Origin of the sequence: Microbacterium sp. CFBP9034, assembly GCF_034045255.1 — a bacterium.
Taxonomy (GTDB): Bacteria; Actinomycetota; Actinomycetes; order Actinomycetales; family Microbacteriaceae; genus Microbacterium.
The window spans coordinates 882,720-907,826 of the sequence record NZ_JAXCWC010000002.1 but is presented as its reverse complement, the minus strand read 5'-3'; the positions used below and the strand labels follow the sequence as shown (position 1 = coordinate 907,826).

Sequence of the window (25,107 nt, the reverse complement as noted above, 5' to 3'; positions counted from 1 at the left end):
ACTCCTGCGCTCGAAGCGTGCCCTGGCACAGGCCATGCGGCTCAGGCAGGACCTGGACACACCGGGCCGCACGAGCCTCGACAGCGTCGCATCGTGGCCGCTCGAGCAGGTGACCGACGCCGGTCGGACGGTCGGATCGCTCGTGCCGCCGACCCCCGAAGAGTTCTTTGTGGACTTCGAGACTCCGAGGCTTCCGCCCGTGCGACGCCCGCAACTGCTGGAGTGGCTGTCGGTCGCGCCCATGCAGGCCGCGGTGGCGGGCTACCGTGTCGACACACGTGACGCCCTTCTGCGCTTGGCGGTGCTGGCGAACTTCGTATTCGCGGTAGCGACGCTCCACCGCCACGGAATGGTCTACGGCGATCTGAGCCTTGCGAGCGCGGCCTTCTCGGCCAGCGATGCGCGGGTACACCTGCTGGACTGCCACGCCGCGGCGGCCCTGACCGACCCGGGCCGGCACCAGGACAACACACCTCACTTTCTCGCGCCCGAGTGTCGGGCCGTTGGCGTAGACGAGCACGCGCGGGGCAACCCGCATCTTCAGGATCAGCAGACAGATGTCTACAAGCTCGGCTTGTGCATCGTGCGCGGGCTCAGTCAGGGCCGCGGCTCGACCCAGCTGAGGACTGCCGAACACTTGGCCGACGTCCTCGACACCGAGATGATGGCCGCCGTCAACGGGGCGCTCAGCCCCGACCCAGGCGCACGGCCGTCCGCGCGCGTGCTGTACTCGCAACTAGCCCGCTACATCGAGCGACTGACCGAGCCGCCCGAGATCGCGCAATTCGGCGCCCTGTCGACAGCTGTGCCACGGGGCAGCGATCTGATGTTCACGTGGGAAGTCCGCAATGCGACGGCGGCCTATCTGCGCGGACCCAACGGGTTCTCGATGCCAGTCGATCCGAACTGGGGCTATTTGGCCCTTCCGGTCACGCACTCGGGAGATTTCGCACTCGAGGCGAGTCGACGTGGCGCAACGACCGTCCGGCGCTCGGCCTTCATCACGGTCTTCGATCTTCCCGAGTTCGATGTCGCCGACGTTGCCGGGCGGATCGTCGAGATCCCCACTCTTGAACCGATCAGCCTGGGGACGATCCTCAACGACGTACCGCACCGCCCCACGGTCGAGATCGGCGCCGACTTCATCCCGTCGGTGACCATCCCGCCCATCGCGACGCTCACCACCGCCATCGCAACGATGAACCACCGTATGGGCGAGTCGTTCTCCGTGGCCGAGGCGGTCGAGACGCTCACGGGAGCCGATGTCGGCGGTCTGACGCTGCCGACGATCGACGCGCTCCGATTCGACGTGACCGACGTCGGCATGGCCGCGGCATCCGAATCACAGCGCGCACACGGCGAGGAGACACCAGCATGACGACGAACCCCGGGTGGTTTCCCGAACCTTCGAACCGCGGCCAGTCTCGGTATTGGGATGGCCAGCAGTGGACCGATCATGTCCTGCCCACCGCCACGATCGGTGCGCCCTCAGCGTGGGCTGTCCCCACCGACGGGCCGAGCCTGCCCCTCTGGAGCTGGCTCCTGATGGGGGCCGCGGGACTGCTCCTCCTGGTGTTGCTGCCGCCCGTCTTCGGCGTCCTCGCGCTCGTCGTCCTCGTTACGGCGATTCTCGCGCTGACGAGGAATACAGCGACGTGGATGCGCCTCCCGAGCCGCCGGTTGGCGATTGCGGCCACCGCGATCGCCGCTGCCTGCTTCCTGGTGGCCGGCGGGATGACCGCCGCGGCGTTCGCCGGCATGACGGGCGACGCCGTGGTGAAGGCAGCCAGCAGCGGTGGCAGCGGCGCGCCAGCCGCCCTGCCTGCATTCACCGGTGAGATCGGAACTGCCGCCGACACCTCCGTCACGGACGAACAGACTGCGCTCGCCGTGCTTGCGACGCTCCCGATCAAGGGGCGCGCATCGAAGACCGACTACGACCGCGACGCGTTCGGCCAACGGTGGCTCGACGTGGATCGGAACGGATGCGACACCCGAAACGACATCCTCGCCCGCGATCTCACCGAGATCGGGCGCTCTGGCCCCTGCACCGTCATGGAGGGAATGCTCGCGGATCCTTTCACGGGTGAGAGCATCGAGTTCGAGCGCGGCGAACACACCTCGGCCGAGGTGCAGATCGATCATGTCGTGGCCCTGTCGGACGCGTGGCAGAAGGGCGCGGCGCAACTCACAGCGGACGAGCTCGCGACGTTCGCCAATGACCCGCTCAACCTTCTTGCTGTATCGGGGCCCGCCAATACGCAGAAGGGCGACGGAGACGCGGCGACGTGGCTTCCGCGGAACAAGGCCTTCCGCTGCTCCTATGTCGCGCGACAGGTGTCGGTCAAGGCAACCTACGGCCTGTGGGTGACCCAGGCGGAACACGATGCGATAGCCGCCATCCTCGCCGCGTGCCCCGACGAGCCGGCGCTGACTTCGGACTACGCGGCAAAGGCCACGGCACGCGAAGAGGTTGTGACCGAGCCGGTGGTGTTCGGTAAGACCTCTGTCGACGACCCGACGCTATTGGCCGGCCAGACCCGCGTCACGACCCCCGGACAGGACGGCGAGAGGACGCTCACCTACCGCGTAAAGGTCGTCGACGGCAAGGAGACGGGGCGCGAGCTCATCTCGGATGAGGTCACCACACCGCCTGTCGCAGAGGTGACCGCCGTGGGAACGGCCGCCGCGGCAGCGCCACCGGCGCCAGCGCCCGCGCCCGCGCCCGCAGAGCCGGGCTCGGGGTGCGACCCGAACTATGCCGAGGCGTGTGTGCCTGCCTCGAGCGACGTCGACTGCGCGGGCGGCAGTGGAAACGGCCCCGCCTACTTCGACGGCGTTGCACGAGTAGTCGGCAGTGACATCTACGGCCTCGACAGGGACGGCGACGGCTACGCCTGTGAGCCGTGGGGATACTAGCGACACCGTATCCGCGCACTCCCGGACCGTTTCCTCCGCACTTCCGGAGACGACGGTAGAGCACGCGCAGCACGGTTCGCCGCCTGTTCCACAAGTACGAGCCTGCGATCGCCATAGCTCTGCTATAAGACTTGCATAGAACTCCCATAAAGCATTGATAGAAATAGGTGTCTCATTTGGGTCACTCGCACTTCAATGCCCGCCGACCACGAGCTGCTTCAATTCGCCTAGAGAGAGTCCCATGAACCCGAAACCCGAGGAATCGCCCCTCGTTGATCCGATGACCCCGCCCCCGCTGCCCGTTTCGCCGCGCAGCCGCAAGAAGCTGAAGGCTTACTTCACTCCGACGGTGGGCATGATCGGATGTGGTGCCGCCGTCGCGTCCGTTATCGCTCTTGGCACGCTCGCCGGCGTGAACGGGTCGATGGCGAACATGAACCTCGCGGCCTACAACGCGAGCCAGCAGGAGGTAGACGAGCTGACCGCCGAACTCACGTCGACCGCGCGTGAACTCGCCGGGTCCGAGGAGGACGTGGCCAAGTTCAAGCCGGCCTTCGACATGTTGGCAGATGTCGAGAAGCGCGAAGCTGAGCTGACGGCTGCCGAGGAGGCCATCGATGCGCGTGAGGCTGCGGTCACTGTCGTCGAGGAGACGATCGAGCGAAACAGCTTCGCGGATGGCGGGTACATCGTAGGCGTCAGTATCGAACCTGGCCGCTACCGCACCACGACCGCCACGTCCTCGTGCTACTGGGGTGTCTACGCCTCCGGAACGAACAAGGACGACATCGTCGCGAACGACTTCGGCACCGCGGGTACCGCGGAGGTCACGTTGAGCATCGGGCAAGACTTTGAGTCCGACTCCTGCGGCGAGTGGACGAAGGTCGGCTGACCTATGCGGCTTCATACCTCGTCACCGCGCGCAGCGGGTTTCACCTCGAGCGCAATCTCATGAGCAATGGCACGCCTGCTGGCTGGTACGACGATGGAACTGGCCGCCATCGTTGGTGGGACGGCTTTCGATGGACGGACCAGTTCACTCCCGCGCTGGTGCTCGCTCAGCCACCCGCGCCAGCGACCGCCAGGGACCAGCTCGAGTTGGTCAGCCCCCTGCCTAACAAGTTGGGCTGGGCTTCACTCGGCGTTGCCGTATTTGGGGTGCTGCTTGCCGTTCTTCCGGGACTGTCGCTCGTGGCGTGGATTCCCGCGCTCGTTGCTGTTGGACTGGGCATCGCCGGCTTGGTCTCGAAGAATCGCCGACTCGCGGCCGCGGTTACGGGGATCTCGATCGCAGTGTTTGCGATGCTCATCGGAATCGTCCTCACCGTCATGAGCATCTCGCTGGGGGCATTGGATTCGCGCAACAGTGGAAGCGGGAACGCTGTCCCGTCAGACGTCGATGTCGCTGAACTCAGCGCTGCACCGACAGCCGAGCCGGGAGCCGATCGGCGCGCGACGGTCGTCTGGGAAGGTCAGGGCGAAGGAGCATCCGCGAAGGCCATCTTAGAGGGTGACTACGTCGTAACGTGGGAAGCGGTCGGATCCTGCTACTACTCCGCAACGCTTGATGATGAAGCTTTCGAAAACGTCTTCACGGCCTCCGATGCAGCCACGGGAACGAATAACCTCTACGGCCTGGAGGCTGGCGAGCACTTCGTATCGGTGATCACGGGACCCGCACCAGACTGCGGCTGGAGGGTGACCTTCACGCCTCAGTAGGCGGGCTCGGAACGTGGCGATCACGATTGGTCCGAGGACGCCAGAAGCTGAACGAGCATGCGGAGTCGGCCTCGAATGCAGCTGCGGCGTGGCGCAGCCGAGTTCTAGCGGTGCCAGATTGACTGCCGCCATGACTCGTTACAGGGTCTCACCACATCTCGGACGGTCGCTGTATCAGGTCGAGGGAGACGCTCGCTGTTGAGCGTTGCGACGACGCCAATAAGCGCATGTGCTCGCGAGGGCGCTCCCGCAGGGGACCCATCACCCATGACCTCGCGTGATGTGAGTCGAGGAGGGGAGAGGTCTAACCGTTCCACACGCCCTCTCCGTCCGTACGACGCAGCCCAGCCTCGGAGTGATCCCAGAGGTCCTCCGTGCTCCTACCCATCCGAATCCGGAGCCACCCAGGCACCTTGAACATATTCGCACCCATCTCGCCCCTGATCTGCACGAACCGGCGTGTCGCCCCCTCCCCTGGTCCATACTGCATTCGAGAACCATCCGGCGATTGGGGCTTCTGGCTGTCGTCGGCTCGCGGGGGAGTCGTCCAGCACAAGCGGAGGATTCGCGATGGATCACGAAAACATTCATGGGGAAATCAGCGGTGGCGGGGGCGTCAGCCGCAGGACCCTTCTCCTCGGCACGGCCGCAACGGCGGTGGGAGTCGCCGCCGGGCTCGCTGAGGTAAGCGCAGCCCATGCTGCGCCCAGCTACACCAAGGTGCCGAAGTTGCCGGGCGAGCTGAGTCGCAGGGAGACCCAGTACTCGCTGTCGGGCACGCCGTACGAGAACATCGACGTGTCGATTCAGGGCGACCGCACGCGGCTGTTCGTGCCGCATGCGTCGCCACCATCCCTGTCGACGTCGGTCTCGGTCGTCTGGTACTACCACTCGAACGGCGGGTCGTACACCGACCTGAACTACCCGTACAAGTACGCCTCCGATCCGCTCATCGATCACGGGCTGATCTCGATATGCCCTAACCACGGTGGACCCTTCGAGTTCGCAGGGCCGAAGGCTGCCACCGCCGCCCGAAACGCCATCGCGTACGTGAACTCACTGTGGCGCGTCGGGCGCAGCTTCGGCCGCGCCAACTCCGCCGGCGGAGCGCTCATGGGCTGGGCGTTCGGCAACAAACTCGTGCCCAATCGCTACGGCATGTACATGGCGAGCGCCGTGTACGACGTGATGGACATCTACCGCCGCGATCCGATTCGCGTCGGACTGCCGTACGGGTACAGCACTACCCGCATCCAGGCGACGAACCCGGCCAAGCTGCCGCAGTCCGCCTGGACCGGCATGCGAATCAGAGCCTCGTACGCCACCGAAGACCAGGTCGTGCCGCCCCAGGCGCACTGCATGGCGCTCGCGACCAAGGCGGCACCCGTGGCCGTCGAGGCATCCCTCCTGCAGGTCACCGGAGGCGAGGGACCCGGCGGGCACTACATCGCCGCGAATGCGAACCGGGAGATGGTCGCGACCTTCCAACGGTGGACGGGATGGTAGCCCCGGGTCGATAGAGTGCGCGGTATGACGGATGTCACCCTCTACATCGGAACCATGCCGTACCCCGCAAAGTTCCGCTTCGCCGACGCGAGCGTCTGGCACAACGTACGGTCGCAGATCCTCGCGGCGATGGATGCCGGCAAGGGAACGATCGAGATCGACCGCAAGGGAGACAAGGTCGTCTACGTCTACAGCCCGTTCCTCCAGGTGAACTGGGTGGAAGCGGGCGCCTGACACCCCGTCCTAGAGATCGGCGATGCGCGCCAGCGCAGCCTTGACCAGCGCGACCAGCTCGCTGTCGTCGGCGGATGCCTCTTCCTCTGGTTCTTCGGGCTCGGGTGCCGTCATGGCATCGGGCTCGATGTCGGTCCCGCGCACTCGCGCCATCTCGGGGTCGACCGGATACCACTCTCGGACCGCCGCCTGCTGGGCGGCGACCGTGAGCAGCAGACGCATCTCGGCGACCGCAGCTGGATCAGGCCCTGCGGGTGTCGCGCCCCCAGACACGGGAGCAGCCGGGGTCGTCACCGGAGGAACCGCCGGCGGATCCACGAAGAGTCCGGCGATCCACGCCCCGAGGGCAGCCAAGCCCGACGGGGGCGGAACGACAGGCGGCCCCTCAACCACGACGGCCGGCACGGGTGCCTGGCCGACCGGGGGTGGACCGGGCAGCGGCATGTACGCCTCGCTCCGATAGCAGGCCAGGGAGTACGCGATGCCGGCGTCGCGCATGACGTCGCTCGACACGGCGAGCGCGGCATCCTCCCGACGGAATCTCGTCGCGAGGTCGTCCGCCGGCCTCGACGCGTTCCCCGTCACCGAACCACTGCTCGTGCCCGCCTCGTCGTCGGCCATCGGGCCAGCGGTCGTGCCGGACGCTTCCTCGGCCGTACCACCGCCACTCGCGACCGACCCGTCCTCCGCCGGAAACGCCCCAGCCGGAGCAAGCGGAGCCGCCACTCCCCGCCAGGCCTCCCGCTCCCCCGCGTACTCCCGCCGCTCCAGGATCGGCGGGATCGCGCCGGCCGCCTCCTCCTCGGTCCACGGCGTCGCCCGCAGCTCGTCGATCAGCAGCAACTGGCGCCGCCGGATCGAGGCCGGCGTGCCGTCTTGCCGTTCGCCGATCGCCAGGTACAGGCGCAGCCACCGCCCCGGGTCGTCCGCGAGTGGGGGTGGAGACAGATGGGCCGGCACCGACTGCCCGGCGTGCACCAGCGCCCGAAGATTCGCCGAGGCCGCCGAATAGGTCTGCAGGAGTCGCGTCAACAGCGTGTTCCTGCGCAGGGCGGAGCGCCGAGCACGCTGAGCCCGGTCGCCGATGCGCGCGTACAGGCCATCCTGGGAGGTGACGGTGCGCAGCCACACCTCAACGGGCGTCGCACGCCGCGCGCGGCGCACCTCCTCGTCGATGGCCGTGATCAAGGACTCCCGGTACACGATGTGCGGCGTCGCGTCACCGATGGGAGTCAACTCCGGATCGCGGTAGAGGAAGTTGGCGAGCGTCACCCACGCCGCGCGATTCGCCGGGTCATCGTCGAGCGCTCGCCGCAGCAGCGGAACCGCCTTCTTGCGAAGCTCCCTCGTGCCCGCGAGCGTGCTGCTGGCCACGAACTGCAGGCCGATCGACGACCCCTGCGTCGCACCGTGCAGATACGGATCGAACTCGGCGCGGTACCGCAGCCGGAGCGCGGCGATCAGCTCTCCGGCGGCGAGCGCCGCGAGCTGGTCGGCGCGCGAGGATTCGCTGATCCCGTGCAGCGGATGCCCCTCATCGATGCGCATGCGCCTGGCTGCGAGCAGGACGCCATTGCGCGAGATCGCGATGGATGCGGCATCCGCTGTCTCGCTCTCGACCTTCATCTCCCACGGGCTCGCCGCGAAGATCGCCTTCACCACGGCCTGCACGGCCGCGACGGCCTTGTTGGACGAGATCTCGGTGACTGCCGCAGAGGCCGACGCGAGGTCGGTGCCGACCGGGAACTCCAGCCCGCGGGCGCCGCGTCCGGCCATGGCGTGGATGGCGGCCATCAAGCGCGTGGAGTCGAGCCCCGTGCCATCCTCCTTCGGCTTGATCGTGACGGTGACGCGCTGCCGCGACCCGAACGCGAACGCGAGCAGCGCCACCGACAACACTGCGGGCACGACGAGCCACCACCACCAGGGCCAGCCGTTCGCCGCGACCAGCGCCACGAAGTCGGGGTAGAAGGGCGTCGTTTCGGCAAGGCTGGTGCCGGCCGGCCCCTGCGTTCGCATGAGCCACATCCCGCGGAGAGCGACCGCACTCGGCACCGCGAGCGCGAGCACGAGCCCGATGGCTCCCGCGATGCGACGCACCGCGCGCCGCTGCCCGCGCCACTTCCAGTCTCGGAACGGCGGCAGGAGCGCCAGCAGTCGTCCGAGTGCGACCAGCACGAGCGTCGACAGACCGACGAACCCGGCGACGGACGACAGCGGCGTCAGGACGGACTTCTGGAACTCCGTCCACAGACCGCCGAACCCTTCGGGAGTGGATGCCGTCGCCCCGCCCGCTACGGCGGCGTCGAACTCGTCCTCGCAGAGGTCGGTGCTGTCCTTCGCCTCGCGCGCTGCCTCGATGAGCACGACCGCGTCGTCGAACTTCTTGTCGGCGTTCAGCTCCCCCGCGATGGCGCAGACCGCTTCCGTGGACTGGGCGCCGGTGAGCTTCTGCGGCGCGACGGTCAGGCAGCGGGTGATCGCGGCTGCGACATCCTCGACGTCACGGCCCTGCGAGAGAAGCTCATTCGCGATCCGGATGCCGTCATCCGACTCCGCCGCGATGATCGCGTCGACGACCTCGCACACCGGATTCGTGGTCGGCGAAGGCGAAGGCGTCGCGCCGACCGAGTCGGCCGGGAAGGACGCGGCGTGCGCGGGAAGCGCGAAGCCCCCCATCGCGAGCGCCCCAGCGATGATCAGCGTGCCGACGCCGGCACGCACAAGTGAAACCTTTGGCATCGTGGCCCCCGCCGTTCGCTACCAAACCCCCGGATATAGGCACAACAGTGGCCCCGCCGGTCCTCGCCGTCAAGGTGGCTCCTGCCCGACGAGTCCGCAGCGCGACAGGTTGCCCACGGCTTCTCTCACGGGACTTCGGCAAATGCAAGGGGGTACCCGCACGGAGCACCGCTTGATTCGGTAGCCGAGGGCTTGCACCCAGGCCCGAACCACACCCGAGGAAGGGAACCACCCCATGAGTACGAAGGTCGAAAAGAGGATCCTCGTCAACGTGCCGCTGAGCGTCGCGTACAACCAGTGGACCCAGTTCGAAGAATTCCCGCACTTCATGAGCGGCATCAAATCCGTCACTCAGCTCGATGATCAGCACTTGGAGTGGGTCGCGGAGATTGCCGGTGTCCGCCGGCAGTGGAAGGCGAGAATCGTGGAGCAGGTGCCGGACAAGAAGGTCTCTTGGGCGGCGACGGAAGGTGCCACGAACGCAGGGTCAGTCACGTTCGAGGACGTCGGAGGCGGGCAGACTCAGGTGCATCTCGTCCTCGAATACGAGCCCGAAGGTCTGGTCGAGAAGATCGGTGACAAGCTGAACGTCGTCGAGAACAGGGCCGAAGGGGACTTGGACCGGTTCAAGGCGTTCATCGAGTCCGAAGGCTATGCCACGGGAGCATGGCGCGGCGCGGTCGGAACCGGCACTGCCGCCGGCGAGCCCGGGATCGAGGCTGCCGCGGCGTCGCGTGGTGACAGCGGCAAGGCGGGCATTTCGGGCAAGGTCGCAGCGGGGGTGGGTATCGCCGCTGCAGGTGCCGCCGCCGCTGCTGCTGTGGCCGCCAGCAAGCAGAACCGCGACGACGCAGCTGACGTCACGGTTACCCCTGCTACGCGTGACGAGAGGTCCCAGACATGGGATGCGTGGAGTTATCGTGACACCGCTCGTCCCGCGCAGGGATCGCGGAGTTTGGTCGGCTACGAGGTGACTGCCCGCGACGGTGACATCGGCAAGATCGATGAAGCCAGCGACGAGGTCGGCACGAGCCGACTTGTGGTCGATACCGGTCCTTGGATCCTGGGCCGGAAGGTCATCCTTCCGGCAGGGACCATCGACCGCGTAGATGACGCCAACCGGAAGGTTTACGTCGACCTCACGAAGGACCAGATCAAGAACTCTCCGGAGTGGGATCAGGACACCGCGTTCGACGGGGACTACCAAGGCCGCCTCGGGAACTACTACGACGAGTTCTACCGGTGACTGACAGGGCTGCCCGGCTCTCGAGCCGGGCAGCCCTGTCCTCACGTTTTCGGCACCGACGGCTTCTGAGCGCCCTGGTGTCCTGAGACTCAGAGGGGGATCGGCGATCCGCGGGTGAGCGCGCCCTGAACAGGGCGGCCGAACCGATCGAACATGGACTCCAAGACACCGATCACAGGGGCGATTGCCCGGAGCCGTGGAGGCCTGCCATGCCGAAGACCATTGACATTCCCGTCCCCGACCTCACCGGAAAGCTGGCGCTCGTCACCGGCGCGAGCGACGGGGTCGGCATCCACATCGCCGCCCGACTGGCGCGCGCCGGCGCGGAAGTCATCATGCCGGTGCGCAACAAGACGAAAGGGGATGCCGCCGCAGATCGCATCCGGGAGAGCACTCCGGGCGCCCTGCTCGATGTGCGGTCGGCGGACCTCTCATCGCTCGCATCGGTCACCGAGTTGGCGGACGAGCTGCTGAGCGAGGGCCGCCCGATCAGCATCCAGATCAACAACGCCGGCGTGATGAGTCCTCCGACCCGCCAGGTGAGCGTCGATGGGTTCGAGCTCCAGCTCGCCACCAACCATCTGGGACACATCGCGCTGACCACGCGGCTGCTCCCGCTGCTGAAAGCCGGGAACGCCCATGTCACCAGCCAGGTGAGCGTGGCGGCGAATCACAACGCCGTCAACTGGTCAGACCCGAACTGGGAGCGCGACTACGACCCGATGAAGGCCTACAGCTCGTCGAAGATCGCGTTCGGCCTGTTCGCCAGAGAGCTCGACCGCCGGAGCGAGGCGGAGGGGTGGGGTATTCAGAGCAACCTCTCCCATCCCGGCATCACCCCGACCAACCTGCTCGCCGCCCAGCCGCAGCTGGGGCGACCGCAGGACACCGCCGCCGTGAGATTCATTCGAGCGATGTCTCGCCGCGGCATCCTCGTCGGCACACCCGAGTCCGCCTCTCTGTCGGCCGTCTACGCGGCAACGGACCCGGCCGCGATCGGCGGTGGGTTCTACGGTCCGCGTGGGTTCCAGCACCTCAGCGGACCGCCCGCCGAGCAGCCCCTCTACTCGCGACTGCAGAACGCCGACGACGCGAGGAGGATGTGGCAGCTGTCCGAGACGCTGATCTCGGCGAGCCTGCCCGTCTGAGGTCGGCACGAGGGCCGTGGGTGGGACCGCCGATCCCTTGCTTCGCCTTCGACGAGATCCGAGACTCGACGCATGGACAGAGACCAGCTGGCCGACTTCCTCCGCCACCGCCGCGAGTCGCTGCAGCCCGAAGACGTCGGGCTGGGTCGCGGCCCGCGGCGGCGCACCGCGGGCCTCCGGCGCGAAGAGGTCGCGGCGCTGTGCGACATGTCGGTCGACTACTACAGCCGGCTCGAGCAGCGCCGCGGGCCGCAGCCATCGGAACAGATGCTCAGCGCCATCGCCCGCGGACTTCGACTCTCCGTCAACGAGCGCGATCACCTGTTCCGCCTGGCCGGCCACAATGCGCCGGTCCGCTCATCCCGGAGCGAGCATGTCTCGCCCGGGATGATGCGCATCCTCGACCGCCTCGCCGACACCCCGGCGCAGGTGATGAGCGAGCTCGGCGAGACACTCGCGCAGACGCCCGCCGCGAGAGTGCTCTTCGGCGACGAGACGAGATACCAGGGAATGATCCGCAGCGTCGGCTACCGCTGGTTCACCGACCCCGAAGCGCGCAACGTCTACCCCGTCGAGGATCACCCCGCGCACTCGCGCGCCTTCACCGCCGACATCCGCTCGATCTATGCCCTGCGGGGTGCTCGATCCCGCGCCGCGGCGATCGTCGATGCACTCCTCGCCGAGAGCCCTGAGTTCGCCGCGCTCTGGGAAGACCACGAGGTGCGCAACACCCACAGTCTCGAGAAGCGACTTCGGCATCCCGAGGTCGGCGTCATGGAACTGCAGTGCCAGGTCCTGTTCGATCCGGAGCAGGGGCACTCGCTGCTCGTCCTCACCGCGCAGCCGGGCACCGAGAGCTACGACAAGCTGCAGCTGCTGTCGGTGATCGGAACGCAGCAGATCTCGGGCGGGCGCTGAGTCTCAGATCCAGTCCCGCTCCTGCGCGAGCAGGACGGCCTGCTGGCGGGTGTCAACGGCGAGCTTGCTCAGGATGACCGAAATGTGGTTGCGCACGGTGCCGGGCGCGAGCGACAGGGTTCGTGCGATCTGACCCGTGGTCTCGCCGCGCTGCCCGGCACGCAGCACGTCGATCTCTCGATCGGTCAACGGGCTGCGCTCGTCGCTCAGAGCATCGGCCGCGACCTCCGGATCCACGTAGCGTCCGCCGGCGGCGACCCTGCGGATCACCGTGGCGACCTCGTCCGCGTCGCGGGACTTCGGCAGGAAGCCCGCGACCCCCGACGAGAGCGCACGCCGGAGCACCCCGGGTCGCGCATGGCGAGTGACGACGATGCACCGCGTCACCACCAGACGGCTCAGCCGCTCGGCGACCTCGACACCGTCGAGGCCGGGCATCTCGAGGTCGAGCAGGCAGATGTCGGGGCGCAGCCGGACCGCGGCGGCGAGCGCCTCCTCGCCGTCCGCGCACTCGGCGACGATCTCGATGTCGGGCTCCAGCCGGAGCAGCGCCGCGAGCGCGGAGCGGATCATCGCCTCGTCGTCAGCGAGCAGGACGGTGATCACGGGCGCTGCTCCTGCCGCACGGGGATGGTCACGATGACGGTGAAGTCCTCGTTCGTGTGCCGCACCTCGAGGCGCCCACCCGCCTCTGCGATGCGTCGGCGGACGCCGTCCAGCCCTGAGCCGTGACTGCTGGCGACGGCGTGCGCGGCGACGTCGTTCGAGATCTCATAGCGCCAGGCATCACCGGCCTGCTCGAGCGAGAGACGCGCCCGCCTGCCGCCACCATGGCGGAGGACATTGGTCGTCGTCTCGCGGATGACGGGACCGAAGTCGGATGCCGGCGCCCGGTCCACGTCCGGTCCGACGGAGGCCTCGGCCGCGATCCCCGCGGCGATCAGCAGATCCCGGGCGTTCGCGATCTCGTCGCCCAGCGGCACCGAGCGGAACCGTGTCGCCAGGTCGCGCGTGCCCTGTCGGGCTTCATCGACGCTCGCGCGGGCGGCACGCAGTGTCTGCAACGCCGCGTCGGGATCGCGCTCGAGGAGCTTCTCGGTCAACTCCAGCTGCAGGGCGATGACCTGCAGGTGGTGGCCTTGCAGATCGTGGACGTCTGTCGCGACGCGCAGTCGCTCCTGGGTCGCGGCGAGTCTCGCCTCGGACGCTCGCGCGAGATCGAGGGTCGCCAGAACGTCCCACCACCACAGCGAGGCGACGGTCATGGTGGGCAGCAACGCGGAGTAGAAGCCGAGCAGCGCCCAGCTGCCGGCATCCTCGAGTCTGCCGCCCGCCGCGAAGGCGACTTGCGCGTCGATCATCCAGACGATGCCCAGCAGGAGCGTCACGCCGAGCACCACGCGGAGGCGCACCCCGCGCGGCCAGTTCAGCAGCATGAGGGTCTGCGACACCGGCAGGAGGGCGATCAGCCAGCTGCCCGTGGTGACGACCGCGACGGCGCCGAACAGGACGGCGACGAGCAGTGGGCCGACGGCCCTCGGCCAGATCCCCGCGGCCGACGCATCGGTGCGCAGACGGTAGTCGAAGAGCAGGGGCAGGGTCGACGCCACCCACAGCAGTCCCCCCACCCCGATGGCAAGCAGGACCCCGGACTCCAGGCCCGCGTCGAGCAGTGCCACCAGCCACACCCCGACGATCATCACCTCGAGGAAGACGATGGCGGTCACCGTGTACCACCAGGTCGCGGTGATCCCCCGGTTCAGCCGCAGAGTCGCCCGGGCCGCAGCGGCCGGAGCCCCGGCATCCGGGTCAGTGCGAGTTTTCACGCGCCCCACCATACGTCCATGACAGATGTCACGGATCCCGCGTGCGAAGCACCCGGCAACCGGTGACACCACGACACTCCCGCGCAGCGCCGGGGTCCGATGAGCTTGACGCAACACCACGGAGCGCGTCGAGATGCGACCGCCCGACCGGCAGGAGCACACATCCCATGAACCTCATCGAAACCTTCCAGGACCTCGTCGCGCAGGTCCCCGAGCTGGTCCAGCCGCTGATCGTGGCCGCGGCCGGCGCCATCCCCTTCATCGAGGGTGAGGGCGCCGCAACGATCGGCATCATCGGCGGCATCCCGCCCGTCGTCGCCGTCGTGGCCGCGGTGATCGGCAACTTCCTGTGCGTCACCGTGCTCGTGCTGCTCAGCTCCCGTGCCCGCACGAAGGTCGTCGGGCGGCACCGCACCCGCAAGGAGGCTCGCGAGAGGGTCGTGGCCGGCGGGCAGGACGAGGCACCGCCCGCAGCGAGCAAGCGAGCACTCGATGAAAGCGCGGCCGCCTCGCCCCGCGCCGCGAAATTCCAGCGAGCCTTCGAGCGTTACGGCGTGCCCGGGGTGAGCCTGCTCGGCCCGCTGCTGCTCCCGACGCAGTTCACCGCCACCATGCTCGCGGCCGCCGGCGTGGGCACCGTCCGCATCCTGATCTGGCAGGCCGTCGCGATCATCGGCTGGACGACCGCGGTCGCGGTGATCGTCGGCGGCGCGGTCTACGCCGTGCGGTGATCATTGACGGGCATTCCGCCAGGCAATACCGTCTCGAACGCAGTGCCATCCCCGCGCAGATCGGAGCACCATGCTGAACCAGGTCGCTGAGGGCGTCTACGTCCACGAGAGCGAGTTCCTCCAGAGCAACTCCGTCGTCGTCCAGGGCCGGGAGGGTGTGCTGCTCATCGACCCGGGCATCACCCGCGACGAACTGGCCCACCTGGCGGAGGACCTCCGCGAACTGGGGCAGCCGGTGGTCGCAGGATTCTCGACGCATCCCGACTGGGACCACGTGCTGTGGCATCCGAGTTTCGGCGATGTCCCCCGCTACGGGACGGCCCGCGGCGCGGCGTCCATCCGCGAGGTGCTGACCCATCCGGACTGGCAGGCCGAGGTGGCCGAAGGCCTGCCCCCGGAGCATGCCGACGAGATCCCCATGGAGCTGCTCGGCCTGCTCGCCGGGCTGCCCGCCGGGGCCACGGAGGTGCCTTGGGACGGACCGACCGTGCGGATCATCGAGCATCGGGCGCATGCGCCCGGCCACGCGGCGCTCTTGATCCAGGAGCGCAGGGTGCTCGTGGCCGGCGACATGCTGTCCGACATCCTGATGCCGTTCCTCGACCTGCAGGCCGCGCATCCGATCGACGACTATCTGGCCGCGCTGCAACTGTTTGAGAGCGTGATCGATGAAGCGGATGCCGTCATCCCCGGTCACGGCTCCGTCGGCATGGGGCAGCTTCGGGCGCGCATCGAACTGGATCGCGCCTACGTGGAGGCCGCGCGAGACGGTTCCGAGATCGACGACCCGCGGGTCGGCCCCTCGGCTCCGCTGGAGTGGCTGCCCGACGTGCACGAGTGGCAGGTGGAGCGGCTCGCCCAGCTGCGGGCGCAATGAGGGTCGCGAGCACCGGCTTCGGGAGACCATCGGGCTTCCCTCCGCACCGCTGCACCAGGATGGGACGGTGACCGATACCGAGACGAGCGGCGCCGGCCTCGCCCGCGCGTACTTCCTCGAGATCGTGGAGCCGCTGCTGACCGAGCGATTCCCCGGTCTTCGCTACTCGGCCGGGCGACTGGGGCCCGGTTCGGACGTCCTCGGTCTCGACGACGCCATGTCGCGCGATCATGACTGGGGTCTGCGGCTGAGCCTCTTCGTCCCGACTGACGCCGTCACCGAGGTCGACCGAGAGCTGGGGCGGACGCTTCCAGAGAGCTTCCGCGGCCTGCCGGTGCGGTTCGCATTCACGGGCGAGACGGAGCAGCGACACCACGTCGGCGTGACGAGCGTGTCGGAGTTCCTCCACACGCGGATCGGCTTCGATCCCCGTTCGGGCGCATCGGCCCGCGATTGGCTCTCCCTCTCGGGGCAGGCGGCACTCGAAGTTGTCGCGGGTCCGGTCTTCGTCGACTCCTCAGGCGAGCTCGACGCCGCTCGACGAGCGCTGGAGTGGTATCCGGACGACGTGTGGCGCTACGTGCTCGCGTGCGACTGGATTCGCATCGAGCAGGAGCTGCCGCTCATGGGACGCGCTGCCGACGTCGGTGACGACGTCGGTTCCCGCCTCATCGCGGCGCGACTCGCGCACAGCGTCATGCACTTGGCATTCATGGTGGAACGGCGCTGGCCGCCGTACTCGAAGTGGTTCGGCACCGTCTTCCAGACCTTGGCCTCCGCACCCGAGGTGGGTGCGGCGGTCGATGCGACGCTCCGCTCCGCCGACCTCGCCGGCCGACAGCGCGGTGTCGCTGTGGCGCTCGACGCGATACTCCAGCGTCAGAACGCGCTCGGATTGACCGCGACGACACGGGCGACGATCCCGTTCTGGGATCGGCCGTATCTGCACCCCGACCCGGCCATCGTCGCCGAACTCCTGAACAGCGTCGCCGATCCGAGTGTCCGCCTCCTGCCCCGTGGCCGCGGCTCCGTGGAGCAGCGCACCGACAACGTCGATGTGCTCATCGATGTCGACGCTCGCAAGGCCGCCGTCGCGGACTGAGCCGCTGTGATCAGCGAGTGACCCGTTTCGCGGCGACCCGCTAGGCGGACGCGTCCTGGTTCGAGGCGAGGCGGAGGCGGCCCCGGAGGAACGGCAGCGCGGGCGCCCGGTAGACGAGCGCCGGCGTGTGACCGGGCTCGAAGGCGAACTCGGCCTGACCGAACCGCCACACGCGGTTGAAGACGTACACGCTGACCTGCACAGTGCGGTCGACGGGGACCTGCCACGTGCCGACGCCCCACTGCGCCGGGTGACCGCGACCGTCGACCACGAGCGTCGGCTTCACACGGGCGTAGAGCGCGAACCACGGCTTGTGCAGCGTGATGTCGATGCGGCGGGTCATCGGGGCTCCCCCGGCCCGGCGAGCGCGTGCGCGTCCGCCGACGTGGGCGTTTGCGGGGCGGAGGGCATCGGCCCATCCTGTCAGACCCGATGGCCCAGGCTTTTCCCCACCGGTCGCCGTGGGGCCGCGATCACAGCGGTCGCGGCATCCGCTCGTCCATCGGATCAGGGTCGGCAGTACCCAGGAATCGCCCGTCCAGCGCCGCGGCGTCGAGCGCCACGGTCGCCGCCCGGCGCCCCTCGGCGATGAGCCGCGGCACATCGGACATCATCCACTGCGCCATGCCCTCCATCTCGGGCTGGATGAGCAGCACCGACGGGTCGTCCGCCAGATCGGCGGTGCGGGTGACGGTGCGCATCATGCGCACGTTCTCCCACCGGGCGTGCAGACGCACGACGACCACCCGCTCAGCGCCCATCGCGCGGGTGGGGCCGACGGGGACGTTGTCGAGCATGCCGCCGTCGGCGAGCAGGGTGCCGTGCCGACGGACGGGTGGCAGCAGCCCGGGGACCGCGATCGTCGCCCTGAGCGCCACGCTCAGCGGACCGCTGTCGATCGTGACGGTGCGGCGCGCTCGCAGGTCGGTCGCCACCGCGCCGAACCGCAGCGGGAGGTCTTCGATCAGCGGCTCGGTTCCGAAGACCCGGCTGACGGCATCCGTCACCGCATGCGTGTCGAGCAGGCCCCAGCGCGGGCTCAACGACCAGCGCGCGATCGCGCGCCAGCGGAACTGCAGCACCGCCTGCTCGATCACCGACAGCTCGAGTCCCGCCGCATAGGCGGCGGCGACGAGGGCACCGGAGCTGGTGCCCGTGGCGATTCCCGGACGGATGCCGCGTTCCGCGAGCACCTGGAGAACGCCCACGTGGGCCGCGCCGAAGGCGCCACCGCCACCGAGGGTGAGCCCTAGGGTCGGGTCGGCGCTCACCCGGCCCGGGTCGTCGCTCACCTCACCGTCTTGACGGGCTTGAGGACCAGACCCGTGCCGCCACCGCGCCGGACCGGCTCTGCCGCGGCGGTCATCAGGCCGTTCTCGTCCACCTCGATGGCGGCCACCGCACCGATCTCGGCGGCGGTCGTGAACTGGTGGCCGTAAGCCGCGAGCGCGCTCTCGTACTGCGTGCGGAAGGCCTGCTCGGCCGCGACCGCAACGCTGTTCCGCTGCGACGCCCGAGGTGCCGCCACCGCCTGGGGCAGCGTCATCCCGAGATCGATGCGGTTCATGAGCACCTGCGTCACCGTCGTGATGATCATGGATCCGCCCGGCGAGCCGACCACGAGCCGCACTTCGCCGTCTTCGAGCACGATCGTGGGCGACATCGAGGACCGGGGCCGCTTGCCGGGCTCGACGGTGTTGGGATCCGTCGGAGTGGTCGGCGCGAAGTTGAAGTCGGTCAGCTCGTTGTTGAGCAGGAACCCGCGACCGGGAACGGTCATGCCCGACCCGCCGGTCTGCTCGATCGTGAGCGTGTAGGCCACGGCGTTGCCCCACCGGTCGACGACCGACAGGTGGGTCGTCGAGATGTTCTCGGTGTCGGCGGCCTCCGCGGCGGCCACGGCCTCGCAGCCGGCCGCGGTGAGCGGCGCCGGGGCGACCGGCTTGACGGATGCGGCATCCGGATCGATCACGCACGCGCGGGCGTCGGCGAACTCCTGGCTGAGCAGGGTCTCGGTCGGCACGTCGACGAACGCGGGATCACCGACGTACGCGTTGCGGTCGGCGAAGGCGTGAGCGGTCGCCTCCAGGTACAGGTGCAGCGCCTGCGGCGTGTGGGCGGCCGAGAGGTCGTAGTTCTCGAGGATGTTCAGCGACTCCCCCACGGTGGTGCCCCCGGACGACGACGGCGCCATGCCGTACACGTCGAGGCCGCGGTAGTCGATGTGCGTCGGAGCCTGCTCGAGCACCGTGTAGTCGGCGAGATCGTCGGCCGTCAGGTAGCCCGGGTAGGCCGGCAGCGTCGCGCCCGGCGTCGTGATCGGGTCCTGCACCACGGCGGCGATCTCGTCGGCGATCGCCCCCTCGTAGAAGGCGTCGGTGCCGCGCAGGGCGATCCGGAGGTAGGTCTTCGCCAGGTCGAGGTTCCGGAAGGTCGACCCCACGACCGGCGGGGCGCCGTTCGGCAGGAAGAGCTCCGCGGTGTCGGGGAACGCAGCGAACCTCGCCTGATTGTCGGCCGTCTGCTGCGCGAAGGTCGCATCGACCCTGAAGCCACGAGTGGCGAGCACGATCGACGGCTTGAGCATCTTCTTGAGCGACTCGGTTCCGAACTGCTCGAGCGCCGCCTCCCAGGTGGCCAGGGTGCCCGGCACTCCGACCGAGAGGCCGGACGACACCGCAGCCGGGAACGCATACGGCGCGCCCGTCGCCGGGTCGATGAACGCCGTCGTCGGCATGCCGGCCGGGGCGGTCTCGCGCCCGTCGATCGTGCTCACCTCGCCCGTCGCGGCGTCGAAGTACACGAAGTACCCGCCGCCGCCGATGCCCGCACTGTAGGGCTCGGTGACGCCCAGGGCCGCAGCGGTGGCCACGGCGGCGTCGGCGGCATTGCCGCCCTTGCGCAGCACCTCGAGCCCGACCTTGCTCGCTTCGGCATCGACGGAGGACACCGCACCGCCGTATCCGGTCGACGTCGAGGGCGCAGGTGGGGCGGGGCGACCGGCGGCGACGGGCGCGCCCGCGAGGGTCGATTGCCCCGCGGCGGCCGGGCCGGCGACCGCCACGGCTCCGACGACGAGCGCCGCGCTGAGGACGATGCCCGCGCCGCGGCGAGCGGACGTGTGCGTGATGTGGACCATGAGAACCCCGAACTGGCGAGGGGTGGTGCGGATCCTCTTCACCGTAGTCCGAGACCTGGTGGTCGGCAATGGCGGCCGATCGGCCTCAGTCGTCGAAGGCGTTCCAGCAGATCGCGCTGCGGAGCCGCTGATCGTCGAGCACGAGATCGCGGATCTCCCCCGGCAGCCGGTCACGCTGCCAGTCCCGTTCCCGGATGCGCGCCGACTCTGATTCGCCCTCGGATGCCGCGGCCGCCTCGGCCCGGATGGCATAGGCCGCAGCCCCCAGTTCGTGTGCGGCGACGTGCGCCACCGCCACCGCCTGTCCCGCTGAGAGCGCCGCGAACTTCGCCGGATCGGGCAGTCCCCGCCCGGCCGCGTTCGCGACGAAGGCCGTACGGTGAGCCTCCCGCATGGTGCGCTCGCCCCGGATCCACATCCGGCCGACCTCGATGGCGTCACGCGGGCGGGTGTCGCCGGGCTGCTCCAGCTCGAACAGCGGCAGGACGTGCTCGGCGCATTGCGCCGCCCACTCCGCGAGCAGCCGGTGGTGCTCGTCGGTCAGCGTCCCGCCGCGGCGGACCGTGATCAGCCGGGGATCGCGCTCGGCAGGCAGGATCGGCATGGCCTACGCCGCCGGTTCGAGGGTCGGATCGAGAGGCATCCCGGCAAGCTACCGCATGAGCCCGGTGTCGGGCGTCGCCGCTACCGTCAGGAGCGTGATCGAGATCGCGCACGCCCGCCGCCGCTCCCCCGCCTCGCCCGAGGCCTTCCACGCTCGCTGGATCGACCTCGCGACGCACCCCGAGTGGGCGAAGGGCATGGAGTTCCTGCGCCTCGACGAGCCGTTCCGCATCGGCGCCCGCGGGGTGCTCAGGGTGCGGGGCGGCCACGAGGCGCCGTTCGTGGTGACCGCGTGCGTGCCCGGCCGGGTCTACGCCGACACCACCGTGCTCGACGACGCCGAGCTGACGGTCCACCACGAGGCGTTGCCGGCGGAGGGCGGCGGGAGCGATGTCGTGCTGCGCGCCTGGCTCACCGGTCCCCGCGCCGAGGCGTATGCGACCCAGATGGGCACCGACGTGCAGGAGAGCCTCGATCGAGACCTCGCGGCCCTCGCGACACTCCTCGAGGTGGCCTGACCTCGCGTCGGGCCTGACCCGGCTGACCGGGCCTGACCCGGCCGACCGAGCGACAGTCAGGCCAGCAGGCCGGCGCCGATGTACGAGCCGGGGGTCGCTCCGGGCGGGACCGCCCAGATGCCCGACCCCACGTGCCGGATGTACTCGTTCAGCACGTCGGTCGACAGCGCGCGCTGCAGGCGCACGAACTGGTCGGGCTCGCGCTGGAACGACAGGAAGAACAGCCCGGCGTCGAGGCGCCCGAGGTCGTTGTTGCCGTCGACGAAGTTGTAGCCGCGCCGCAGGATCCGGTTCCCGCCGTTGAGCTCGGGATGCGCCAGCCTCACGTGGCTGGCCGCCGGCATCGCCGGTGCTCCCCCGCTCACGGCCGCGAAGTCGGGCTGGGTGAACTCGTCGCCGCCCGACAGCGGCGCGCCCTGGCCCTTGTCCCGACCGATGATCGTCTGCTGCTCCGTCAGCGGCACACGATCCCAGGTCTCGATCATCATGGCGATCTTGCGGGCCACGAGGTACGAACCGCCCGCCATCCACGCCGGCTGATCGGATGCCGCGACCCACACGTGGTCGTCGAGCGCGGCGGCATCGTCGGCAAGGATGTTCGCCGTGCCGTCCTTGAAGCCGAACAGGTTCCGCGGCGTCGCCTGCGCCGTCGTCGTGCGCGAGGTGCGGCCGAAGCCTAGCTGCGACCAGCGGAGCCGCGCCCGCCCGAAGGCAATCCGGCTGAGGTTGCGGATCGCGTGCACGGCCACCTGCGGATCGTCGGCGCACGCCTGGATGCACAGGTCGCCCCCCGACGCGTCGGGATCGAGGTCGTCGCCGAGGAACGCGGGCAGCCGTTCGAGGCCCGCCGGGCGCCCCGCCGCGATGCCGTAGCGGTCGACGCCGTCGGCCTCGAACAGCGTCGGACCGAAGCCGAACGTCAGGGTGAGGTGGCTCGAGGGGAGACCGAGCGCTTCGCCGGTGTCGTCGGGCGGGGCCTCCAGCGAACCGCCCACCGCACCCGTGGCGCTCACCTCGAGCCCCTGGCTCATGCGCGCGGCCGCGTACGTCCAGTCCTGCATCAGCGTCACGAGGTCGTCGCGATCGGTGCGGGCCATCATGTCGAACGACGCGAAGTGCAGGTGATCCTGCACGGGGGTGGTGATTCCGGCCTGATGGGCACCGAAGAAGTCGTAGGCGGATGCCGCGGCATCCGCTTCTCTCGCACGCCCGACCGCGACGCCGGCCGTGGCGCCCGCACCGGCGCCGAGCGCGAGGCCCGCAGCGCCCGCGCCGAGGGCGAGCCCGAGGAGACCTCGGCGGGAGACGCCCGCAGGCTCAGCGGCGCTGTCGGCCGCTGCGCCCGTCGGGGTCTGCTCGTGGGTGGTGTCGGTCATGTCACTCCAGGACGGTCACCGTGAGCTGGGAGATCGGCTCGCCGACGGCGTTGAGCAGGTCTGTGAGCTCGCGCTTGTCGTCGTCAGTGAGCTCGCTGTAGTTGATGAACCCCTCGGCGAGCGAACCGTGCTCGGCCAGCGCCGCCTCGAGGGCCACGTACCCGGCGGCGATGTCGTCGACCAGTGCCGCGCCCTCGTCGCCCTTGGTGGCGGCGAAGTCCTCGACGAGCGAGAAGGCCATCTTCGACCCCTCGACGTTGGCCGCGAAGTCCCAGAGGTCGGTCCCCGACCACCAGTCCTCCTCGCCGCTGATCTTGCCGGTGGCGACCTCGTCGAGGAGCGCCCGTGCGCCGTTGGACAGGCCGGCGACGCCCTGCGCGTCGAGGGCCGTCTCGAAGTCGGTGGAGTGCACGTAGTCGTAGAGCTCCTGCGTGTCGGCGATGAGCTGGTCGCCGTAGCCGATGCGCTCCTCCTCGGTGGACGGAGCCCAGTCCTGCCACGCCGGGGTCTCGCCGTCGGCGTTGAGCGCGTCTTCGGCCGGGACCCAGAGGTCCTTCTCGATGCGGTGGAAGCCGGTCCAGTCGAGCCCTTCGGCGACGGCGTCGACCTCGCGGTAGTCGATGCGCGGGTCGAGGTCGCCCAGCGCCTCGGCAACTGGCTCGATGCGCTCGTAGTAGGCACGCACCTGGGGGAACTGCTCGCGGGCGGCCGCGTCGTCGCCGGACTCGTACGCGGTGGCGAACGTCTCCACGGCCGGGAGGAGTTGACCCACCTGGTCCTTGACGAAGGCGGCGTACAGGTCGACGGCCTGCTGCTTCTGCTCGGCATCCGGTCCGTCGATCGCCACGGTGTCGCCGGTGACCGAGAACCCGGCGCGCCCGACACCGTCGCCGATCATGCCGGGCTTGCACAGGGTGTAGTACTCCCCCGGCTGCGCGGTGAGCGTGAGGGTGCGCGATGCGCCGGGGGCGATGTTCTCGACCTCGCCCACGATGCGCAGTCCGTCGTCGGCGAGGAGGTAGAACTCGGTGACCTCGTCGCCGCCGTTGGTGACCTCGAACGCGAGGGTCCCGCTCTCCGCTGCGGAGCCAGAGACCTCGCAGCCGTCGGCCGTCGAGGTGACGACGAGGGCATCGGAGGCCGCGGCATCCGCTTTCGCGACGCAGCCCGCGAGGAGGAGAGCGCCGGCTCCGGCGATCGCGATGGCCCCGAGGAGGCGGTGGGTGGTCATGCTGCTCCCTGCTGTGAAGTGGTCGAGACGGAGGATGGATCGTGTGCGGCGGCGGTGGTCGCCGGGGTGCCGGCGGGGGCCGGGGTGGCGGCGGGGGCCGGGGTCGCGGTGGGGCGCGTGGGGCGGAACTGGCCCCGCGCCCACACGGTGCCGACGACGGCGACGTAGACGACCCACGCCACGACCTGCAGCCACGACATCCTGGGCATGAAGCCGACCGTGGCCTGGAGGATCGCGGCCAGCGGCGAGCCGGGCGGGATCGCCGCGCTCACGTCGAAGGCCCAGCCGAAGGGGAAGGCGGCCCAGCCGATGGCGACCGCGCCGGTGACGGCATCGATGGGCGCGGCGGCGGTGAAGGGTCCGGGCAGCGCGCCCGCCTCCTGCAGGTCGTGGATCGCGTAGGCGAGCACGCCGGCGGCGACGATGATGAGGAAGGCGCCCGTCCACGTGAAGAACCGGCGGAGGTCGAGGCGCAGCATCCCTCTCGCGAGCAGCCAGCCGAGGACGACCGCCGCGACCAGCCCGAGCAGTGCGCCGAGGAGCGCTGTCGGGGCGTCGCCGAACGACTGGACCATCGACCACAGCAGGAGCGTGGTCTCGATGCCTTCGCGGGCGACCGAGATGAAGCCGATGGCGACGACGGCCCACAGGCTGCTGGCCGCGAGGGCCCGATCGATGCCGCCTTCGAGCGATTTCTTCAACGTGCGCGCCGTGCGCTGCATCCAGAAGATCATCCAGGTCACCATCGCGACCGTGAGGAGCGAGAGCGTTCCGCCGAGCAGCTCCTGCGCTTCGAACGTGAGCGTGTAGGCGCCGAAGGTCAGCACCGCGCCGATGACGAGCGCGAGTCCGACGGCGAGGGCGACGCCCGTCCACAGTCGTGGCAGCACGTCACGGCGGCCGAGCCGGGTGACGTAGGCGACCAGGATGCCGACGACCAGCGCGGCCTCGAGGCCTTCGCGCAGGCCGATCAGGAAGGTTGCGAGCACCAGGAATCCAGGAGAGGGAGAGAGGAGGGTGCACGCGATCGCGTGCGAAGTGAGGGTAGCCTCACCTACCCAGCGTAGTCCCGGTGCCGCGACGTTCGCGAATCAGCGCCGTCATACGGGGACCGGCAGGTGGGGGTGCTGCCCGTCCCGTCCCGCCGCGTTCGTCGGTCAGGCGAACGCGCGCACGTGCGCGGCCAGGTGAGGCTGTGCCCGCCCATCCAGCACGTGGACGGTCAGGCGAGGCTGCGCCCGAACACGGACACGGTGGGGCCAAGCTGCGCCA

Annotated in this window: 23 protein-coding genes; 13 read left to right on the top strand and 10 right to left on the bottom strand. The window is 69.4% G+C overall.

Annotation, left to right across the window (positions count from 1 at the left end; genetic code table 11):
- Positions 1-142 precede the first annotated feature (142 nt).
- The 6 genes from SOM19_RS15525 to SOM19_RS15500 all read left to right on the top strand — a co-directional run bounded on the left by SOM19_RS15525 (position 143) and on the right by SOM19_RS15500 (position 6,378).
- Positions 143-1,378 (top strand): protein kinase family protein, encoded by a 1,236-nt coding sequence (locus SOM19_RS15525; RefSeq protein ID WP_320487487.1) that lies wholly within the window; start codon positions 143-145, stop codon positions 1,376-1,378.
- The gene (locus SOM19_RS15520; RefSeq protein WP_320487486.1) at positions 1,375-2,919 is read left to right on the top strand and encodes a G5 domain-containing protein; all 1,545 of its coding nucleotides are present in this window, start codon (positions 1,375-1,377) and stop codon (positions 2,917-2,919) included. Before SOM19_RS15525 ends, SOM19_RS15520 begins: the two co-directional genes overlap by 4 nt.
- Positions 2,920-3,160: 241 nt before the next feature.
- On the top strand, positions 3,161-3,811 hold the full coding sequence (locus SOM19_RS15515; protein WP_320487485.1) for an Rv1352/Rv1906c domain-containing protein: 651 nt from the start codon (positions 3,161-3,163) through the stop codon (positions 3,809-3,811).
- Entirely contained in the window at positions 3,793-4,638 is an 846-nt protein-coding gene (locus SOM19_RS15510; RefSeq protein ID WP_320487484.1) for a DUF2510 domain-containing protein, read from the top strand. The genes SOM19_RS15515 and SOM19_RS15510 overlap by 19 nt, the downstream gene beginning before the upstream one ends.
- Before the next feature lie 720 nt (positions 4,639-5,358).
- On the top strand, positions 5,359-6,144 hold the full coding sequence (locus SOM19_RS15505) for a hypothetical protein (RefSeq protein ID WP_320487483.1): 786 nt from the start codon (positions 5,359-5,361) through the stop codon (positions 6,142-6,144).
- Between the two features lie 24 nt (positions 6,145-6,168).
- Positions 6,169-6,378, top strand: coding sequence for a hypothetical protein (locus SOM19_RS15500; protein WP_320487482.1), 210 nt, complete (start codon positions 6,169-6,171; stop codon positions 6,376-6,378).
- Between the two features lie 9 nt (positions 6,379-6,387).
- On the opposite strand, the gene SOM19_RS15495 is transcribed toward SOM19_RS15500, so the two are convergent.
- Complete coding sequence (locus SOM19_RS15495; RefSeq protein WP_320487481.1) at positions 6,388-9,102, bottom strand: hypothetical protein; 2,715 nt, start codon at positions 9,100-9,102, stop codon at positions 6,388-6,390.
- Between the two features lie 253 nt (positions 9,103-9,355).
- On the opposite strand from SOM19_RS15495, the gene SOM19_RS15490 reads away from it, so the two are divergent.
- The 3 genes from SOM19_RS15490 to SOM19_RS15480 all read left to right on the top strand — a co-directional run bounded on the left by SOM19_RS15490 (position 9,356) and on the right by SOM19_RS15480 (position 12,432).
- Positions 9,356-10,366, top strand: a complete 1,011-nt coding sequence (locus tag SOM19_RS15490; protein ID WP_320487480.1) for an SRPBCC family protein — start codon at positions 9,356-9,358, stop codon at positions 10,364-10,366.
- A 209-nt stretch (positions 10,367-10,575) separates the two neighbouring features.
- Positions 10,576-11,514 carry an SDR family oxidoreductase gene (locus SOM19_RS15485; RefSeq protein WP_320487479.1) on the top strand — a complete coding sequence of 313 codons (939 nt, stop codon included), beginning with the start codon at positions 10,576-10,578 and terminating at the stop codon, positions 11,512-11,514.
- A gap of 72 nt (positions 11,515-11,586) precedes the next feature.
- On the top strand, positions 11,587-12,432 hold the full coding sequence (locus tag SOM19_RS15480) for a helix-turn-helix transcriptional regulator (protein ID WP_320487478.1): 846 nt from the start codon (positions 11,587-11,589) through the stop codon (positions 12,430-12,432).
- 3 nt (positions 12,433-12,435) lie between these two features.
- Here the strand turns inward: SOM19_RS15480 and SOM19_RS15475 are convergent, their stop codons facing one another.
- Positions 12,436-13,038 (bottom strand): response regulator transcription factor, encoded by a 603-nt coding sequence (locus SOM19_RS15475; protein ID WP_320487477.1) that lies wholly within the window; start codon positions 13,036-13,038, stop codon positions 12,436-12,438.
- Positions 13,035-14,258 (bottom strand): sensor histidine kinase, encoded by a 1,224-nt coding sequence (locus tag SOM19_RS15470; protein WP_320487476.1) that lies wholly within the window; start codon positions 14,256-14,258, stop codon positions 13,035-13,037. The genes SOM19_RS15475 and SOM19_RS15470 overlap by 4 nt, the downstream gene beginning before the upstream one ends.
- A gap of 167 nt (positions 14,259-14,425) precedes the next feature.
- Here SOM19_RS15470 and SOM19_RS15465 point away from each other — a divergent pair, with 167 nt between their 5' ends.
- From SOM19_RS15465 to SOM19_RS15455, 3 genes are all read left to right on the top strand, one after another.
- Positions 14,426-14,989, top strand: coding sequence for a small multidrug efflux protein (locus tag SOM19_RS15465; protein ID WP_320487475.1), 564 nt, complete (start codon positions 14,426-14,428; stop codon positions 14,987-14,989).
- A 70-nt stretch (positions 14,990-15,059) separates the two neighbouring features.
- Entirely contained in the window at positions 15,060-15,866 is an 807-nt protein-coding gene (locus SOM19_RS15460; protein ID WP_320487474.1) for an MBL fold metallo-hydrolase, read from the top strand.
- Between the two features lie 67 nt (positions 15,867-15,933).
- Positions 15,934-16,968, top strand: a complete 1,035-nt coding sequence (locus tag SOM19_RS15455) for a DUF4037 domain-containing protein (RefSeq protein ID WP_320487473.1) — start codon at positions 15,934-15,936, stop codon at positions 16,966-16,968.
- A gap of 40 nt (positions 16,969-17,008) precedes the next feature.
- Here SOM19_RS15455 and SOM19_RS15450 read toward each other — a convergent pair whose 3' ends face one another.
- From SOM19_RS15450 to SOM19_RS15435, 4 genes are all read right to left on the bottom strand, one after another.
- The gene (locus SOM19_RS15450) at positions 17,009-17,311 is read right to left on the bottom strand and encodes a hypothetical protein (RefSeq protein ID WP_320487472.1); all 303 of its coding nucleotides are present in this window, start codon (positions 17,309-17,311) and stop codon (positions 17,009-17,011) included.
- 130 nt (positions 17,312-17,441) lie between these two features.
- Positions 17,442-18,260, bottom strand: a complete 819-nt coding sequence (locus SOM19_RS15445; protein WP_320487471.1) for a patatin-like phospholipase family protein — start codon at positions 18,258-18,260, stop codon at positions 17,442-17,444.
- Positions 18,257-20,107 (bottom strand): gamma-glutamyltransferase, encoded by a 1,851-nt coding sequence (ggt, locus tag SOM19_RS15440; protein WP_320487470.1) that lies wholly within the window; start codon positions 20,105-20,107, stop codon positions 18,257-18,259. The genes SOM19_RS15445 and ggt overlap by 4 nt, the downstream gene beginning before the upstream one ends.
- A gap of 85 nt (positions 20,108-20,192) precedes the next feature.
- A complete protein-coding gene (locus SOM19_RS15435; protein WP_320487469.1) occupies positions 20,193-20,711 on the bottom strand; it encodes a putative immunity protein in 519 nt (172 codons plus the stop codon).
- Positions 20,712-20,805: 94 nt separating this feature from the next.
- Here SOM19_RS15435 and SOM19_RS15430 point away from each other — a divergent pair, with 94 nt between their 5' ends.
- Positions 20,806-21,228, top strand: coding sequence for an SRPBCC family protein (locus SOM19_RS15430; RefSeq protein ID WP_320487468.1), 423 nt, complete (start codon positions 20,806-20,808; stop codon positions 21,226-21,228).
- 56 nt (positions 21,229-21,284) lie between these two features.
- Here SOM19_RS15430 and efeB read toward each other — a convergent pair whose 3' ends face one another.
- From efeB to efeU, 3 genes are read right to left on the bottom strand one after another with little or no spacing between them, the layout of a single operon-like run.
- Entirely contained in the window at positions 21,285-22,604 is a 1,320-nt protein-coding gene (efeB, locus tag SOM19_RS15425; protein WP_320487467.1) for an iron uptake transporter deferrochelatase/peroxidase subunit, read from the bottom strand.
- Position 22,605: 1 nt separating this feature from the next.
- Positions 22,606-23,835 carry an iron uptake system protein EfeO gene (efeO, locus tag SOM19_RS15420; protein ID WP_320487466.1) on the bottom strand — a complete coding sequence of 410 codons (1,230 nt, stop codon included), beginning with the start codon at positions 23,833-23,835 and terminating at the stop codon, positions 22,606-22,608.
- The gene (efeU, locus tag SOM19_RS15415) at positions 23,832-24,824 is read right to left on the bottom strand and encodes an iron uptake transporter permease EfeU (RefSeq protein WP_320487465.1); all 993 of its coding nucleotides are present in this window, start codon (positions 24,822-24,824) and stop codon (positions 23,832-23,834) included. The genes efeO and efeU overlap by 4 nt, the downstream gene beginning before the upstream one ends.
- Between the last annotated feature and the right edge of the window lie 283 nt (positions 24,825-25,107).

Excerpts from the sequence above, each read along its gene's own strand:
- SOM19_RS15520 (WP_320487486.1), top strand. The coding sequence starts at position 1,375 with ATGACGACGAACCCCGGGTGGTTTCCCGAACCTTCGAACCGCGGCCAG.
- SOM19_RS15515 (WP_320487485.1), top strand. The coding sequence starts at position 3,161 with ATGAACCCGAAACCCGAGGAATCGCCCCTCGTTGATCCGATGACCCCG.
- SOM19_RS15500 (WP_320487482.1), top strand. The coding sequence starts at position 6,169 with ATGACGGATGTCACCCTCTACATCGGAACCATGCCGTACCCCGCAAAG.
- SOM19_RS15490 (WP_320487480.1), top strand. The coding sequence starts at position 9,356 with ATGAGTACGAAGGTCGAAAAGAGGATCCTCGTCAACGTGCCGCTGAGC.
- SOM19_RS15485 (WP_320487479.1), top strand. The coding sequence starts at position 10,576 with ATGCCGAAGACCATTGACATTCCCGTCCCCGACCTCACCGGAAAGCTG.
- SOM19_RS15480 (WP_320487478.1), top strand. The coding sequence starts at position 11,587 with ATGGACAGAGACCAGCTGGCCGACTTCCTCCGCCACCGCCGCGAGTCG.
- SOM19_RS15465 (WP_320487475.1), top strand. The coding sequence starts at position 14,426 with ATGAACCTCATCGAAACCTTCCAGGACCTCGTCGCGCAGGTCCCCGAG.
- SOM19_RS15460 (WP_320487474.1), top strand. The coding sequence starts at position 15,060 with ATGCTGAACCAGGTCGCTGAGGGCGTCTACGTCCACGAGAGCGAGTTC.
- SOM19_RS15450 (WP_320487472.1), bottom strand. The coding sequence starts at position 17,311 with ATGACCCGCCGCATCGACATCACGCTGCACAAGCCGTGGTTCGCGCTC.
- ggt (WP_320487470.1), bottom strand. The coding sequence starts at position 20,107 with ATGGTCCACATCACGCACACGTCCGCTCGCCGCGGCGCGGGCATCGTC.
- SOM19_RS15435 (WP_320487469.1), bottom strand. The coding sequence starts at position 20,711 with ATGCCGATCCTGCCTGCCGAGCGCGATCCCCGGCTGATCACGGTCCGC.
- efeB (WP_320487467.1), bottom strand. The coding sequence starts at position 22,604 with ATGACCGACACCACCCACGAGCAGACCCCGACGGGCGCAGCGGCCGAC.
- efeO (WP_320487466.1), bottom strand. The coding sequence starts at position 23,835 with ATGACCACCCACCGCCTCCTCGGGGCCATCGCGATCGCCGGAGCCGGC.